The organism is Hydrogenophaga sp. L76 (assembly GCF_057654755.1).
The window spans coordinates 2,907,390-2,921,864 of sequence record NZ_CM172807.1; the positions used below are offsets into that span (position 1 = coordinate 2,907,390).

The window sequence follows — 14,475 nt, forward strand, 5'->3', positions numbered from 1 at the left end:
CAGCACACACTGGCCCCGCCAGCGTAGGCAGCCTGGGTTAAGCCCGCCTTATGCCGACCTGTTCCACCAACGATCCCGGGTTCTCAGCGCGCCCAGCGCAGATTGAACCGCGTGCTCATGGGCGGCTCGCCCGCATCGCGCTCCAGCGTGGCGCCCATCTGCTCGGCGATGCGCCCCACCAGGCGCAGGCCCAGACCGAGGCCGGGCTCGGACGCTGCGGTGACGGCACCCGAGCCCGCGCGTTGACCGTCGTCGGACACGGACACACCGAATCCGTCGGATGAGCGCCAGATCTCGACCGACACCTGGGTGCCTTCGGGTGTGTGGCGCAGGGCGTTTTCGATCAGGTTGCGCAGGGCCAGCTCCAGCAACATGGGCTGGGCCGATACGCGCACCGGCTGCTCGGGCTGCTGCAGGGACAGCTCGTGACCCGTCTCGTACGCCAGCTGCGCATGGTTCGAAATCAGACGCGCCGCGAGCTCGCCAAGCTCGACGTCCTGCGTCTCCAGCAGGTTGGACGGGCCCCCGTTGCCGGTGCGCTGCGCGCGCGCCAGATCCAGCAGCTGCGACAGGATGCGCCCTGCGCGCAGGGACTCGCGCTCCAGCCGGCCCAGGCGTTCGGGCGAGGCGTCCGCCTGCGCGGCCCGGGCCTGCAGCGCGATGACCGCCAGCGGCGTGCGCAGCTCGTGCGCCACGTCGGAGGCGAATTCGCGCTCGCGCTGCGCCTGCTTCTGCAAGGTATCGACCAGCGTGTTGATGGCCGAGACCGTGCTGGTGAATTCGCGAAAACGGTGCCGGGTGTCCAGCCGCTGACCGGCGAACCCGTCGAGCGCGGCCACCTCGCTGGAGAGCTGGTCCAGCGGACGCAAACCGCGCCGGATGGTCCACCACAGCAGCAAGGCCACCAGCGGGAGGATCAGGATCGCGGGTTGCGCCACGTGTTCGGCGATGTCCTTGCCGAGCTCGCCACGCTTCTTCATGTCCATCAGCGCCAGCACGCGGCGCTCGCGCCCGTCCATGTTCAGGCGCACGCCGAAGCTGCGCCAGTCGCCCAGGCCGTGTTCGGTCTGCAACGTCAGGGTGCGGAACCCCCGCGGGGGCAGGTCCGTGATGTCCAGCCCGGGCGCGACGCGGTGGGTGTCGACGACGAGGCGGCCATCCTCCCAGGCCAGCACGGCGACGTCCTGCAGGTACTCATGTTCGAGGCCGGCCGACGCCGGCACCACGTTCTGGCTGGCTCCGGTGGGCGAGGCTTCGATCCACAGCTTGGCCACCGCCACCAGCTGGCCGTCCGAAAACTTGCGCGCCTCGCGGAACCCGGTGGACCAGGCCACGGCGATCAGGGTCAGCCACACCAGCAGCAGCGCGCCGAGCGTCCAGCTCAGGATGTAGCGGCGCAGCACGGGCTGCCGCGATGGGAAAGCGGCCACCGGGTTCATGCGGGGTCCGACCGCTTCGGCGCGGCGGCGGGTGCCACTTCGCGGGGAATGAAGTAGCCCACGCCACGCACGGTCTTGATGAGCGACTCACCCAGCTTGCGGCGCAGGTGGTGCACGTGCACCTCGATCGCGTTGCTGTCGAGCGCTTCGCCAAAACCGTACAGCGCCGATTCGAGCCGGGCCTTGGACAGCACCTGGGGCCGCGCCTGCAGCAGCGTCAGCAGCAGCGCAAACTCGCGCCCGCCCAGCGCCACGGGCAACCCCGCGCGCTCCACCGTGCGCGCGGCCGGGTCGAGCACCAGATCGCCATGTTCGATCAACGGCTTGCTGCGCCCGCTCGCCCGCCGCAGCATGGCGCGCAAGCGCGCGAGCAGTTCGTTGGCGTCGAAGGGTTTGACGATGTAGTCGTCGGCCCCGCTGTCCAGGCCACTGATGCGGTCGCTCACACCGTCGCGCGCGGTCATGATCAGCACCGGCATGTCGCTGCGCGGCAGCGCTTCGTGGGGCCGGTTGCGCTCACCGAGGCGGCGCAGGCGCGCCAGCAGGTCCAGCCCGTCGCCATCGGGCAGGCCCAGATCGAGCAGCAACACGTCAAAGGGCTCCACCGCCAGGGCCGCCCAGGCGGTATCGAGCGTCGAACACACGTCCACCGCGTAACCCGCCTGGCGCAGCGAATCGCTCAGACCGCTGGCGATGCCGGGATCGTCTTCCACCACAAGTGCGCGCATTTCAGGGGCGGGCCAGGGACCCGGTGACAAAAGAGTTCCATTATCCGGACCGCGCTTAAGCGGCTCTTAAAGTGCGCCGCGCACGATGCTGCCCCATGCACAACCGTCCCTGTACCCGCTCCCTGCTGGCCCATTCACCGTCCGTCATGCATCTGCTGAAAGGCCTGCTGGCGGTGCTGGGGCTGACCCTGCTGTGGGACCTCTCGGGCCTGGACCTGCCCGTGCTGCAGGCCATCGGAACGCCCAAGGGGTTTCCCTGGCGCCACCACTGGTTGCTGGAACAGGTGTTGCACGATGGCCTGCGGCAGCTCGCCCTGGGCTTCTACCTGCTGCTCGGGCTGTGGGTGCTGTGGCCACCCACCTGGCCCGGCCCGGCCATTGACCGGCGCGAGCGCCTCACCGTGGTGGTGCTGGTGGCGCTGTCGCTGCTGGCGGTGAATCTGGTGAAGGTCCACAGCCTCACCAGCTGTCCCTGGGCGCTGCAGGCCTTCGGTGGCGGCGCGTCTTACGTGTCGCACTGGAACTTCCTGGACACGGACGGGGGGCCTGGCCGCTGCTTCCCCGGCGGTCACGCGTCCAGCGCCCTGGCCTTCCTGCCCCTGTGCCTGCCCTGGCTGCTGCCACCCCGGGCGGTCCAGCGCCAGGCCGCGACCGGCTGGCGCTGGCTGATGTTTTTCCTGGTGGCTGGCGCGCTCGCCGGTGCGGCGCAGACCCTGCGCGGCGCACACCCGCCCAGCCACACGCTGTGGACGCTGCTGACCTGCGCCAGCGTCAGCCTGGCCGGGTGGCTGGGGGTTCGGCCCTGGCTTGCTGGGGATGCGGGTCAGGCTGTGGCCGCGTCGCCGTAGTAAGCGCGGTACCAGTCCACAAAGCGCTGCACACCGAGCTGCAGATCGGTGTTCGGGCGGATGCCGAAACCCTTTTCCAGCGCCGTGGTGTCGGCCCAGGTCTCGGGCACATCGCCCTGCTGCATCGGCATGAAATGTTTGATGGCCTCGATGCCCGTGGCCTTTTCGATGCAGCCGATGAAGTCCAGCAGGCTCACCGGCCCGTTGTTGCCCACGTTGAGCACCCGGTGGGCGGGCGCGTCTGCCGTGGCCACCGGCGGCACGGCCATGACCTTGAGCACGGCGTTTACCACGTCGTCCACGTAGGTGAAGTCGCGGCGCATCTGGCCGTTGTTGTAGACATCGATCGGCTGGCCCGCCAGCACGGCACGCACGAACTTGAAGATCGCCATGTCCGGGCGCCCCCAGGGGCCGTAGACGGTGAACAGGCGCAGACCCGTGGCCGGGATGCCATAGAGGTGGCTGTAGCTGTAGGCCATGAGTTCGTTGGCCTTCTTGCTCGCGGCGTAGAGCGAGATCGGCTGGTCGGTGACCATGTCCTCGCGCAGCGGCATCTGGCGCGCCGCGCCGTAGATGGAGCTGGACGAGGCATAGACCAGGTGCCGCACCCCGCTGTGACGGCACCCTTCCAGCACCGTCAGCATGCCGGCCAGGTTGCTGTCCAGGTAGGTCATCGGGTGGTCAACGGAATAGCGCACGCCGGCCTGGGCGGCCAGGTGCAGCACGGCGTCGTAGCGGTTTTCAGCAAACAGCCGCGCCATGGCATCGCGGTCGGCCAGGTCCAGGCGGTGGAACACGAAGCCGGGCCGGTCCAGCAACTGCTGCAGGCGGGCCTGCTTGAGCGTGGGCTCGTAGTAGGCGTTCAGGTTGTCCAGGCCCTCGACCTCAAAACCCTGGTCGAGCAGGCGCTGGCACAGGTGGAAACCGATGAAGCCGGCAGCGCCGGTCACCAGGATTTTCCGGCCGGGCCCGGGGATCGGTTCGGTCATGGCAATACCCCGCGGGTGTCGGGTTGGTAGTGGTAGCGCTGCAGGCGCTGCGGCGGCTCGCAGGTGGCCCGCACCGCATCGGGCCCGAGCAGCACCCATTCGCGCCGGTGCGCTTCGCCCAGGGAATCCGCACGCGACTCGTCGAAACAGCCGAGTCCGGCGCCGGTGGGCACCAGCAGGTGGCGGCCCGGGGCCTCGCGCATCCAGAGCCAGGCGTTGCGCTCCTGCTGCTGCAGCGGGGCGAGGTAGCTGAAGTGGGTCAGCGGGCGCTGGCTGAAGAGCAGGAACTGCTCCTTGAAATAGATCAGTCCGAGCTCGGCGCCCGGGGGCAGACGCTGCTCGACCTGCAGCATCATGTTGCGGGGCGTGCGGTGAGGGTCCACCCTCGGCCAGACCAGCAGCGCGACGAACAGCCAGCCCACCAGGCTGGCCGCGGCCAGACGGACAAACAGGTCGGAGCGGCGCAGCCACAAGAGCACGACGATCAGGGTCACGCCAAGCCCCGTGAGGGGCACGGCGACAGCGCCCACGATGTCGGTGTAGTCCTGCAGCTTGCCGGGCAAACGCTCGGGTGCCAGCCACATCATCAAACCCAGACCGGTCAGCAAGGCGGCGATGCCCGGCATCAACCAGCGGAAAAACCCGTCCAGCTTCTTCGCCAGCGGGAGCTCCCGGCCGTTCGCCCACAGCACCGCCACCACCAGCGACAACATGGGCAGCGCGGGGAAGATGTAGACCTCGCGCTTGCCCGAGCTGAGCGAGAAAAACAGCAGCACCAGCCCCACCCAGGCCAGCAGCACACGCAGCTTGGCATCCTGCCGCAGCAGCGCCACCAGGGGCCTGATCAGCACCAGCATCACGATCGGCAAGGGGAACCACACGACCGGGATCGCCTGGGTGAAAAAGTAGTGCCAGGGTTTGACGTGGTGCCAGGCGTTGACGAAGCGCTCGCCGGTCTGGCGGAACAACAGGTCGTTGCGGTAGGCCACCATCGTGTCGGTGCCAACGCTGTGCACCTGCCAGAGCATCGGCCCCAGCCAGAGCGCGATCACCGCCAGCATCACCGGCACACCGAGCAGCAGGCGCCAGCTCCAGCACGCACCACGGAACCGGCTTTGCCGGGCCGCAGGTGCGGTCCCCCCTTCGGGGGGAAGACGCGGAGCGGCGCAGGGGGGAGCATGGCTCCACAGGCCCAGCGGCAGCAGCATCAGCAGCGGCAGGAAACCCACGCCCTTGGTCATGATGCCCAGGCCCATGGCCACCCAGCTCACGAAGTACCAGCGCCAGTGCGGACCGGTCAGGAAATGGCGCAGCAGACCGTAGCAGCCCAGCGTGATCCAGAAGGTGACCAGGGCATCGATCTGCGCCGCCTTGCCCTGCAGCAGGAACTGCGGCGTGAAGGCCAGCACCAGCACGGCGAACAGCGCCGTCTGCGGATTCCACAAGCGGCGGCCCAGGTCGTGCACCAGCCAGAGCGTGCCGATCGAGGCCAACACGCTGGGCAGCAGGAACGACAGCTTGAGGTTGCCGACAAGCTGGAAAAACAGCGCGCTCAGCCACATGAACACCGGTGGCTTGTCCGGGTAATACTCGCCGCCGCGGGTCGGAAACAGCCACTGGCCACTCTCGACCATCTCGCGCGCGATCTGCGCAAACCGCGGCTCGTCGGCCGGCCAGGGGTATCGCAGGCCGATGCCGGCCAGCAGCACCAGGGCCGTGGCCGCCAGCCAGAACAGCGCCTGGCGGCGTGCGGTGGCGTCAGGCGTCATGGGGATGGTTCTCAGTCAAGTCCGTAGCGCCATCTCCCCGAGGCAGCCGCGGAACCGGCTTTGCCGGGCCGCTGGCTGCGCCCCCTGGAGGGGGTGACGCCGCAGGCGGCGCGGGGGTGACTTTCCATTGTTCCATGCGCTGCTTGAAACCGTGGTGGTACAGGTACCAGGCCAGCACGCTGGAGCCCACCAGCAGGGCAAAACTCATCCAGATCTTCGAGCTGTCCTGCAGCGCCACGCCACGGCCGGCGTAACTGAACAGCAGCGACTGCGGCAGGTAACCCGGCAGGCTGCCCAGGAACACGCCGCGGCGGCTCAGGCCGGCGAGGGCGGCGGCCACGTTGGTCGCCAGATTGCTGCCCACCGGCATGAGCCGGACGATGCAGATCCAGAGCCAGGTGTCTTCGGCCAGCACCCGACGCAAGAACTCGATCCGGTCACCGTGGCGCTGGCGCATCCAGTGCATCCCCATCTGGCGCACCACGGCCATGGTCAGCAGCGCCCCGAATCCGGTGAGCAGGGCACTGACCACCCCGCCCACAAAACCACCCATGAGGTAGCCACAGCTGAAGGCCAGCACCTGGCGCGGGCCGCCCACGGCCGTGTAGAGGATGCCGCCCAGGGCGAACGCCGGCCAGGCAACGGCCCAGTGCTGCTGGAACAGCTGGCGCAGCAGGTCTTCTTCGGTGAACGACCCCCACCAGCCATAGTGCAGGGAGACAAAGGCCAGCGTCAGCACAGCCGTCAGCCCCAGCGGCTTGACGAGCAGTTTGGCGCTAGATTTCACCGACGGTTTCCACCCGTTCCAGCACCGGCTGCTTGCTGCGCCGGACCAGCCAGCGCACGCCAAACAGGTCGACGATGCCCACCCACACGCGGTTCCAGGCGGTGTATTTGGACACCCCGGCCGTGCGGTGGCGGTGGTTCACCGGCACCACGGCGATGCGGCCACCCGCGCGACGCACCAGCGCCGGGATGTAGCGGTGCATGTGATCAAAATAGGGCAACAAGGCCCAGGTGCTGCGCGGGATCAGCTTCAGTCCACATCCCGTGTCGGGCACGCCGTCATCGAGGATCTGGCGGCGCACGGCGTTGGCGATCTTCGACTGGAGCTTCTTCCACTCGGTGTCCTTGCGCTGGTGGCGAAAGCCCGCGATGCAGAAATGTTCGCCACCCGCCTCCAGCGCCTGCGCCTGGCGCACCAGGGCCGGGATGTCGGCCGGGTCGTTCTGCCCGTCGCCGTCGATGGTGACCAGGTAGCGCCCGCGGGCGTGGCGCGAAGCGGTCCACATCGCGGTGCTCTGCCCGCAGCTGCGTTCGTGGCGCAGCAGCTGGGCGCGTGCGCCGCGGGCCAGGCAGCGCTGCAGGAAGTGCTGGTCGGTGCCATCGCTGCTGCCATCGTCCACCAGCACGATTTCAAAGCCGCAGGTCGGCTGCAGGGCATTCACGATTTCGTCGACCAGGGCACCGATGTTGCCGGCCTCGTCCTTCGCGGGAATCAGCACCGACACCAGGGGTGCGGCCTCGCCGGGCGATGGGGGTGAGGCAGCGGTCGGCCGGGAGTCTGTCATGGGTTTCATCAACATTCACAAAATCGCAACACGGCGTCGCAGCACCAACAAGGCCGCCAGTGGCAAAAAGAGCAGCCCTCCATTTTGACGCACCTTGCTTAAGCTGGCCTTAAGCCAGCGCCGCGGCCTTTCACCACCCCAGCCCGATGCGCAGCGGCAGGTACACCAGCATGCCGGCCACGATGGTGCCCAGCACCCCGCGGCGCCAGTAGAACCAGGCGCCCCCGGCGGCGGCGGCGAACAGGCGCGCGTCCTGCCAGGTGCGCACCAGCTCGCCCTGCACCATCACGATCTCGGGCACCACCACGGCGGCCAGCGCGGCAATGGGCGCGTACTGCAGGCCACGCTGGGCCCAGTGCGGCAGCGTCCAGGGCTTGTCCGACAGAAAAAAGAAACCGCGCGTGATGACCGTGATGCAGCCCAGCGCCAGGATGGTGAGCAGGGTCCAGGGGTCGAGGTCAAACATGGGGCGCTCCCTGGGCAGGGCCGTGCGGCAGCGCCTTCTCCAGGACCAGGCAGATCGCCACCGCGCAGGCGATGGCGACCAGGATGTTGAGCCTGAGCGGCAGCGTCCAGGCGACCACGGCGGCCGCCCCGGCCACGGTGGCCGAGACGATGCGCAGCGGCGACGACGCCAGCGAACTGAGCACGCCCAGCAGGGCCAGGATGCCGGCGAACCCCAGCCCCCATTGCGTGGGAATCGCGTTGGCCAGCACGATGCCGGCCACGCTGGCCACCATCCAGGCGATGTAGTTCACCGCGCAATTGCCCATCAGGTAGGCCTGCTGACGCGCCAGTTCGTCGGGCGACTGGCCGGGTTTGGGAAAACGGCGGGCGAAAAACACGTAGCTCAGGTCGCCGGTCACGTAACCACTGGCCAGCCGCTGCCAGCGCGGCAGGTGCATCAGGTAGGGCCGCAGGTGCGCCGAGAACACGACAAAACGCAGGTTGACGCAGAACGCCGCCGCCAGGATCACCCACAGCGGCGCGCCGGCCGCGATCATGGGCACCGAGGCCAGCTGGGCGCTGCCGGCGTAGACGATCAGCGTCATCAGCAGCGCTTCGAGCACCGACAGCCCCGACTTGACCATGGCCACACCGGTCATCAGGCCCCAGGCGCCGATGCCCATGGCCACCGTGCCCTGGTCGCGCACGCCTTCCCAGAATTCCGCCCGCTGGCGGTGTTCGCGCTGGTAGAACATCAGGCCGCGGCGCTTTCCGCGGCCGGTGCGTCCAGCACCTGCCCGGGTGTCAGCGCAAACCCGCGCAGAAAATCGGCCGCGGGCAGGCGCTTGCCGCCCGCGCGCTGCAGTTCGTCCAGCACCAGCACGCCGTCGCCCGTCGCGACCCGGATGCCACGGGGATCGGCGCTCAGCACCTGGCCGGCGCTGGCGGCAACAGGGTTGTCCGGTTCGGCGTGCGCGCGCCAGACCTTGATCGCCTCACCCGCCAGGGCCGTGCCCGCGCCCGGAAACGGGTTGAACGCGCGCACGCGCCGCTCGATGGTGGCCGCGGGCAGGGCCCAGTTGATCGCCGCCTCGGCCTTCTCGATCTTGTGGGCGTAGGTCACACCGTCGGCCGGCTGCGGCACCGGACGCAGTCCGCCACAGGCCGCGAGCTCCAGCGCCTCCACCATCAGGCGCCCGCCCAGGACCGCCAAGCGGTCGTGCAGGCTGCCGGTGGTGTCATCGGCCGCGATGGGCAGGCGCTCGACCAGCAGCATGTCGCCGGTGTCGAGCCCGGCGTCCATCTGCATGATGGTCACCCCGGTGTGCGGATCGCCGGCCTCGATGGCGCGGTGGATCGGTGCCGCGCCGCGCCAGCGCGGCAGCAGCGAAGCGTGGATGTTGAAACAGCCCAGCCGGCGGGTCCCGCTCGCCCGCATGTCGTCCAGCACCCACTGCGGCAGGATCAGGCCGTAGGCGGCCACCACCATCGCATCGGCGTTCGCCGCTTCGATCGCCTGCCTCGCGGCGGCCGCGTCCTCAGGGTACTTGCCATCCAGGCGCAAGCTGCGCGGCTGCGCCACCGCCAGGCCATGCGCCAGCGCGCACTGCTTGACCGGCGAGGCCTGCAGCTTCATGCCGCGCCCCGCCGGGCGGTCCGGCTGGCTCAGCACCAGCGGGATCTCAAAACCGGCCGCGAGCAGCCGTTCCAGCGCCACGCGGGCAAACTCCGGCGTACCGGCAAAGATGATTTTCATGCGAAGAAGGATAAAGGCCCGGGCACCGGCACCGGGGGCCGCGGACCCACGCTCAGGGCGTTCGGTCGTCGGGCATCGGTTCGTCGGTGTACATCACTTGCTGCACCACACCGGCCCGGTCCAGGTGGATGTGCACCCGGCGTCGCCAGACGTGATCGATGACGCGGTAGGTCCAGATGTCGCCATCAAACCGCGCCACCTGTTCCACAAGGGCCGGTCGGCCCAGGTGCAGCAGCAGGTCTTCGCGGTTCCAGCGTCCGATCTTGATGCGCGCCAGCCAGGCGACGTCCATGACCTGCTCCAGGCGGCGCAAACGGCCGTCCGGCCCCAGGTCCAGGTTGTACACCTGCGCGCCGGCCGGCTGGCGGGAGTACTGCAGACGCGTGCCGTCGGGCAAGCGGTGTTCCGCCGTCGGTCGCCCGAGCCGCTCTTCGATCTGTGCCCGGGTACTGCCCGGGGGCACGCGCTCGGGCATGCCCGCGCAGCCGGCCAGCAACACCAGCCCGAAGGCCAGCGCCAGCAGCCGGTAACGCCTGCCCGAAACGAGGTTCATACCCGCTCCGTCTCGCGTTGCGCCTTGAGCAACTTGCCCTTGATGCGGTTGCGCTTGAGTGGCGAGAGGTATTCCACGAACACCTTGCCCATCAGGTGATCCATCTCGTGCTGGATGCAGACCGCGAGCATGTCTTCAGCCTCCTGCGTGCGCTCCACGCCGCTCCCGTCGAGCGCGCGCACGCGCACGGCGATCGAGCGTTCCACGCCGTCATAGATGCCGGGCACGGACAGGCAGCCTTCTTCACCCTTGCGGGTTTCGGGGCTGGACCACTCGATCACGGGATTGATCAGCACCAGCGGCTGATCGCGGGTTTCGCTCACGTCGATCACGATCAGCCGCTCGTGCACATCCACCTGCGTGGCAGCCAGACCGATGCCGCTGGCGTCGTACATGGTGGCGAACATGCGCGCGATCAGCTGGTGGATGCGCGCGTCCACCGCCGCCACCGGCCGGGCAACGGTGTTCAGGCGCGGGTCGGGATAACGCAGGATGTTGAGCAGCTCGGGCGGATTCATGTCTCGGTGGAGTCAAAAATGGGACGGACGTTCCGGATCACCGCCACCACGTGGGGTCGGGCGCTGCGGTGACAAGGCGGCAGGTTTGTCGTTATTTTCGCCACTTTTGGCGGCGCCCGCACGGCCCAAACGCCATAAACATTGCCTAATCAAGGGCTTGGGCGCAAAATCAAATGCGACTTGTCAAGATAAAAAGCGCCGTCTCACCCCGGTCCCGACCCTTGCGGACTTCCGAGGCGATGGCGTCTGCCCCAGGGGCCCACACATGCCATTGAACACCTGCCAGACCGCCCAACTCCGTTCGCCGCATCGCCTGTATCCGCTGGCTGGAGCTGCTGTCCTTTTCGCCGCACTGGTCAGCAACAGCGTCTGGGCCCAGAACTTTCCCATCACCGCCGGGCAGCGGGCCACGGCCAACCAGGTCGCCGAGACGGGTGTTGCCCTATCGGAACTGGCCCCCAATGCGCCCGACAGCTACACCGTTGTGCGCGGTGACACGCTGTGGCGCATCTCCGGCATCTTCCTCAGGAGCCCGTGGCGCTGGCCCGAGCTCTGGGGCATGAACCTCGACGAAATCAGGAACCCGCACCGCATCTACCCGGGCCAGGTGCTGTACCTCGACAAATCCAATGGCCGCGCCCGCCTGAGCACCCGCCGGCCGGGCAGCGGCGAACCCGCCACCGTGCGTGTCTCGCCCCGCATCCGCTCCGAGAGCCTGTCCGACTCGGCCATTCCGCCGATCTCGATGCAGGACATCGAAGCTTTCCTGGCCGAACCCCTGATCGTGGACGAAGCCACCTTTGCGCGCGCGCCGCGCATCGTCGCCACCCCTGAAAACCGCGTGCTGCTCAGCCTGGGCGACCGGGCCTACGCCCGTGGCAGCTACGGCAGCAGCACCGACGGCGCATCCCTGAGCCTGGCCGCCGGCAAACCGCGCCACTTCCGCGTCTTCCGCAACGCGGTGCCACTCAAGGATCCCGGCACCGGCGAGGTGCTGGCCTACGAGGCGCAATACGTGGGCAAGGCCTATCTCGTCCGCGAAGAAGGCCGCGTCGCCGTCCAGCCGGTGTCAACGGCCAACACCTCCGCAGCCCCGGCGACGGAACTGGTGCCCGCCACCATCGACATCGTGCAGGCCAAGGAAGAAATGCGCGTGGGCGACCGCCTGCTGCCCGAGCCGCCGCGCGAGTTCAGCAACTACGTCCCTCGTGCCCCTGGCAGCACCCAGGCGGGGCAGATCGTCTCGGTCTACGGCAACGCGGTGACGTTTGCGTCCCAGAACCAGGTCGTGGCCATCAACCGCGGCCGCGAGCACGGCATGGAAAACGGCCATGTGCTGGCCCTGCTGCGCGACACCAACCTGGTGGCCGACAAGACCGACGAGAGCCGCCCCATGCTGCGACTGCCCGGCGAACGCAACGGCCTGATGATGGTGTTCCGCACCTTCGACAAAGTGTCCTACGCGCTGGTCCTGCAGATCAACGATGGGGTCAAGGTGGGCGACCGCTTCGTCAACCCCTGACACCCCATGGCCAGAGACGAGCTGGCCGCCTGGCTGAGGCTGCTGCTGACCCCCGGTGTCGGGAACGAGACGGCGCGCAAGCTGCTCGCCGCGTTTGGCCTGCCACAGGCCGTTTTCGCGCAAAGCCCGGCGGCGCTGCAGACGGTGGTCGGCGCCCGCACCGCTCAGGCCCTGCAGCAGATCCCTGACGAACTGGAACCGGCGCTGGAGCGCCTGCACAGCTGGCTGGCCGAATCCGACCGTCACCACCTGCTGAGTCTGGGCGACGCGCGCTTCCCGCCCGAACTCCTGCAGATGGCCGACCCGCCCCTGCTGCTGTACGTGCTGGGGGACCTGCAGGCTCTGAGCCACCCGCGCAAACTCGCCATCGTCGGCAGCCGCAACCCCACCCACCAGGGCGCCGCCAACGCCCACCAGTTCGCCCAGGCCCTGGGCCAGGCCGGCCTGTGCGTGGTGTCGGGCCTGGCGCTCGGGGTCGATGGCGCAGCGCACGAAGGCGCGCTCGCAGCCGGCGCCAGCACCATCGCGGTGGTGGGCACCGGACTGGACCGCGTTTATCCCAGGCAGCACCTCAACCTGGCGCACCGCATTGCCGAACACGGGGCCATCGTCAGCGAATTCCCACTCGGCACATCCCCGTTGCCCGCCAACTTCCCACAGCGCAACCGCATCATTGCCGGCCTGGCCCAGGGCACCCTGGTGGTCGAAGCAGCGCTGCAATCGGGCTCGCTCATCACCGCCCGGCTGGCCGCGGAACAGGGTCGCGAGGTGTTTGCCATTCCCGGCTCCATCCATGCACCCCAGTCGCGCGGCTGCCATGCACTCATCCGCCAAGGCGCCAAACTGGTCGAATCGGCCCAGGACATCCTGGAAGACCTTCAAATGGGTACACCGGCTGTTCCGGAGGAAGCTTCCCCCACGGAGCCACCCGCCGACGAGCTGCTCGACGCCCTGGGCCACGACCCGGTGAGCCTGGACGCCCTGCAGGCGCGCACCGGACTCGACACCGCGACCCTGCAGGCGCGCCTGCTGGAACTCGAACTGGACGGCTGGGTGGGGCGACTGCCGGGTGGCTTGTTGCAGCGACTCGGCCAAGGCTGAGCAATCCAGGGATTGCACGGCATCGGCACCGGAGCGAAGTGTCCCAACCGAGGATGCGGTGGAACCGGCTTGTATGGTTGAGGTGTTGGGGTGGAGGGCCTGAACTTCCGGCTATCGGCTCAGACCGACTGGCAAAGATTGCCCCCACCCCGCCTTCCAGCGTCGATAAGGAACTGAGCGGCACCCAGTAGCGCCGATCTTTGAGCAAGCCAACGCGGCTGGCGGGAATGTCCACCCCAACACTTGTCATTGTTTCTCTCAGGAGAGCGCCATGCAAGAGGTCAACGTGTTTATCGGGGTGGATGTGGCCAAGGCCGAGCTGGTGACCGCGGTCCATGATCAAGCAGGATGCCGCAGCATCGCCAACGAGGCCGACGCCATCAGTGCCTGGCTGCGTGAGCTGCCAGACGGTGCGGCGCTGGCCGTGGAGTCCACTGGGCGTTACCACCAGCTGCTCGCCACCCTGGCCAGTGCCGCAGGTCTGCAGGTGTTCGTGCTCAACGCCCGCGACGTGTACTTCTACGCCAAGGCCCTGGGGGCTCGCGCCAAGACCGATCGGGTCGATGCCCACGTGATCGCCCGCTACGTGGCCGAGCAGCACACCCGCCTGCGCCTGTGGCAGGTACCCCATGTCCTGCTGTCTCAGGTGCAGTGCCTGCTGGGCCAGCGCTGGACGGCGGTGAGCAAGCGCACGGCACTGCGCCAGTCGCTGCAAGGCTGTGATGGGGCCATCGCCTGCCAGGTCCAGGCCCTGGATGCGGCCTTCGCCGCGTTGCTCCAAGCCATCGATGCACGCATCATGCAGTTGTTCGATGACGATGCGCCGTTGCGCGCGCAGCGCAAGCTGCTGCAGAGCATCGTGGGCGTGGGGCCACAGAGCAGTGCGTTGCTCGCCAGTGTGCTGGCGCAGGCGGGCTTTGCCAGCGGCGATGCGTTGGTGGCCTACAGCGGGCTGGACCCGCGCGCCTGTGATTCGGGCAGCAGCCGTGGCAGGAGAAGGCTCTCCAAGCGGGGACAACCGGCGCTGCGACGCCAGATGTACCTGGCTGCGATGTCGGCCTGTCATACGAAGACGTTTGAAGGCACGTACAAGGCGTTGCGACTGCGGGGGCTGAAGACAACCGAGGCTCTGGTGGTGTTGGCTCGCAAGCTGCTGCGTATCGCCTTTGCCGTCTGGCGCAGCGGCCAGCCGTTTGATCCCCAGCGCTTTGTCTCTCCCGCTTGACATCGATCC

The 14,475-nt window shown here is 68.4% G+C and carries 15 protein-coding genes; 4 read left to right on the forward strand and 11 right to left on the reverse strand.

Annotation, left to right across the window (positions count from 1 at the left end):
* Positions 1 to 83 precede the first annotated feature (83 nt).
* Together AC23D4_RS14010 and AC23D4_RS14015 are read right to left on the reverse strand one after the other, a co-directional pair.
* A complete protein-coding gene (locus tag AC23D4_RS14010; protein ID WP_472889838.1) occupies positions 84 to 1,439 on the reverse strand; it encodes a sensor histidine kinase in 1,356 nt (451 codons plus the stop codon).
* On the reverse strand, positions 1,436 to 2,167 hold the full coding sequence (locus AC23D4_RS14015) for a response regulator (protein WP_472889837.1): 732 nt from the start codon (positions 2,165 to 2,167) through the stop codon (positions 1,436 to 1,438). Before AC23D4_RS14015 ends, AC23D4_RS14010 begins: the two co-directional genes overlap by 4 nt.
* 95 nt (positions 2,168 to 2,262) lie before the next feature.
* Between AC23D4_RS14015 and AC23D4_RS14020 the strand changes: the two genes are divergently transcribed.
* Positions 2,263 to 3,015, forward strand: a complete 753-nt coding sequence (locus tag AC23D4_RS14020) for a phosphatase PAP2 family protein (RefSeq protein WP_472889836.1) — start codon at positions 2,263 to 2,265, stop codon at positions 3,013 to 3,015.
* Here AC23D4_RS14020 and AC23D4_RS14025 read toward each other — a convergent pair.
* The 9 genes from AC23D4_RS14025 to def all read right to left on the reverse strand — a co-directional run bounded on the left by AC23D4_RS14025 (position 2,991) and on the right by def (position 10,618).
* Positions 2,991 to 4,004 (reverse strand): SDR family NAD(P)-dependent oxidoreductase, encoded by a 1,014-nt coding sequence (locus tag AC23D4_RS14025; protein WP_472889835.1) that lies wholly within the window; start codon positions 4,002 to 4,004, stop codon positions 2,991 to 2,993. The two genes, AC23D4_RS14020 and AC23D4_RS14025, sit on opposite strands and share 25 nt — an antisense overlap.
* Positions 4,001 to 5,773 carry an ArnT family glycosyltransferase gene (locus AC23D4_RS14030; RefSeq protein WP_472889834.1) on the reverse strand — a complete coding sequence of 591 codons (1,773 nt, stop codon included), beginning with the start codon at positions 5,771 to 5,773 and terminating at the stop codon, positions 4,001 to 4,003. The genes AC23D4_RS14025 and AC23D4_RS14030 overlap by 4 nt, the downstream gene beginning before the upstream one ends.
* Positions 5,763 to 6,560 (reverse strand): TVP38/TMEM64 family protein, encoded by a 798-nt coding sequence (locus tag AC23D4_RS14035; RefSeq protein WP_472889833.1) that lies wholly within the window; start codon positions 6,558 to 6,560, stop codon positions 5,763 to 5,765. The genes AC23D4_RS14030 and AC23D4_RS14035 overlap by 11 nt, the downstream gene beginning before the upstream one ends.
* Entirely contained in the window at positions 6,550 to 7,344 is a 795-nt protein-coding gene (locus tag AC23D4_RS14040) for a glycosyltransferase family 2 protein (RefSeq protein WP_487623628.1), read from the reverse strand. Before AC23D4_RS14040 ends, AC23D4_RS14035 begins: the two co-directional genes overlap by 11 nt.
* Positions 7,345 to 7,474: 130 nt before the next feature.
* Positions 7,475 to 7,810: an AzlD domain-containing protein gene (locus AC23D4_RS14045; RefSeq protein WP_305361797.1), complete on the reverse strand. Its 336-nt coding sequence runs from the start codon at positions 7,808 to 7,810 to the stop codon at positions 7,475 to 7,477.
* Positions 7,803 to 8,546: an AzlC family ABC transporter permease gene (locus AC23D4_RS14050; RefSeq protein WP_472889831.1), complete on the reverse strand. Its 744-nt coding sequence runs from the start codon at positions 8,544 to 8,546 to the stop codon at positions 7,803 to 7,805. Before AC23D4_RS14050 ends, AC23D4_RS14045 begins: the two co-directional genes overlap by 8 nt.
* The gene (fmt, locus tag AC23D4_RS14055; protein ID WP_472889830.1) at positions 8,546 to 9,547 is read right to left on the reverse strand and encodes a methionyl-tRNA formyltransferase; all 1,002 of its coding nucleotides are present in this window, start codon (positions 9,545 to 9,547) and stop codon (positions 8,546 to 8,548) included. The genes AC23D4_RS14050 and fmt overlap by 1 nt, the downstream gene beginning before the upstream one ends.
* A gap of 52 nt (positions 9,548 to 9,599) precedes the next feature.
* Positions 9,600 to 10,100 (reverse strand): hypothetical protein, encoded by a 501-nt coding sequence (locus AC23D4_RS14060; RefSeq protein ID WP_472889829.1) that lies wholly within the window; start codon positions 10,098 to 10,100, stop codon positions 9,600 to 9,602.
* The gene (gene def / locus AC23D4_RS14065; RefSeq protein ID WP_472889828.1) at positions 10,097 to 10,618 is read right to left on the reverse strand and encodes a peptide deformylase; all 522 of its coding nucleotides are present in this window, start codon (positions 10,616 to 10,618) and stop codon (positions 10,097 to 10,099) included. Before def ends, AC23D4_RS14060 begins: the two co-directional genes overlap by 4 nt.
* A 265-nt stretch (positions 10,619 to 10,883) precedes the next feature.
* On the opposite strand from def, the gene AC23D4_RS14070 reads away from it, so the two are divergent.
* The 3 genes from AC23D4_RS14070 to AC23D4_RS14080 all read left to right on the forward strand — a co-directional run bounded on the left by AC23D4_RS14070 (position 10,884) and on the right by AC23D4_RS14080 (position 14,466).
* On the forward strand, positions 10,884 to 12,140 hold the full coding sequence (locus AC23D4_RS14070) for a LysM peptidoglycan-binding domain-containing protein (RefSeq protein WP_472889827.1): 1,257 nt from the start codon (positions 10,884 to 10,886) through the stop codon (positions 12,138 to 12,140).
* Between the two features lie 6 nt (positions 12,141 to 12,146).
* Complete coding sequence (dprA, locus tag AC23D4_RS14075; RefSeq protein WP_472889826.1) at positions 12,147 to 13,241, forward strand: DNA-processing protein DprA; 1,095 nt, start codon at positions 12,147 to 12,149, stop codon at positions 13,239 to 13,241.
* Positions 13,242 to 13,512: 271 nt separating this feature from the next.
* The gene (locus tag AC23D4_RS14080) at positions 13,513 to 14,466 is read left to right on the forward strand and encodes an IS110 family RNA-guided transposase (RefSeq protein WP_472887523.1); all 954 of its coding nucleotides are present in this window, start codon (positions 13,513 to 13,515) and stop codon (positions 14,464 to 14,466) included.
* Positions 14,467 to 14,475: the final 9 nt, after the last annotated feature.

Bases quoted from the DNA above. Each gene is read 5' to 3' on its own strand.
- AC23D4_RS14010 (WP_472889838.1), bottom strand. From the start codon at position 1,439: ATGAACCCGGTGGCCGCTTTCCCATCGCGGCAGCCCGTGCTGCGCCGC.
- AC23D4_RS14015 (WP_472889837.1), bottom strand. From the start codon at position 2,167: ATGCGCGCACTTGTGGTGGAAGACGATCCCGGCATCGCCAGCGGTCTG.
- AC23D4_RS14020 (WP_472889836.1), top strand. From the start codon at position 2,263: ATGCACAACCGTCCCTGTACCCGCTCCCTGCTGGCCCATTCACCGTCC.
- AC23D4_RS14025 (WP_472889835.1), bottom strand. From the start codon at position 4,004: ATGACCGAACCGATCCCCGGGCCCGGCCGGAAAATCCTGGTGACCGGC.
- AC23D4_RS14030 (WP_472889834.1), bottom strand. From the start codon at position 5,773: ATGACGCCTGACGCCACCGCACGCCGCCAGGCGCTGTTCTGGCTGGCG.
- AC23D4_RS14040 (WP_487623628.1), bottom strand. From the start codon at position 7,344: ATGACAGACTCCCGGCCGACCGCTGCCTCACCCCCATCGCCCGGCGAG.
- AC23D4_RS14045 (WP_305361797.1), bottom strand. From the start codon at position 7,810: ATGTTTGACCTCGACCCCTGGACCCTGCTCACCATCCTGGCGCTGGGC.
- AC23D4_RS14050 (WP_472889831.1), bottom strand. From the start codon at position 8,546: ATGTTCTACCAGCGCGAACACCGCCAGCGGGCGGAATTCTGGGAAGGC.
- fmt (WP_472889830.1), bottom strand. From the start codon at position 9,547: ATGAAAATCATCTTTGCCGGTACGCCGGAGTTTGCCCGCGTGGCGCTG.
- AC23D4_RS14060 (WP_472889829.1), bottom strand. From the start codon at position 10,100: ATGAACCTCGTTTCGGGCAGGCGTTACCGGCTGCTGGCGCTGGCCTTC.
- def (WP_472889828.1), bottom strand. From the start codon at position 10,618: ATGAATCCGCCCGAGCTGCTCAACATCCTGCGTTATCCCGACCCGCGC.
- AC23D4_RS14070 (WP_472889827.1), top strand. From the start codon at position 10,884: ATGCCATTGAACACCTGCCAGACCGCCCAACTCCGTTCGCCGCATCGC.
- dprA (WP_472889826.1), top strand. From the start codon at position 12,147: ATGGCCAGAGACGAGCTGGCCGCCTGGCTGAGGCTGCTGCTGACCCCC.
- AC23D4_RS14080 (WP_472887523.1), top strand. From the start codon at position 13,513: ATGCAAGAGGTCAACGTGTTTATCGGGGTGGATGTGGCCAAGGCCGAG.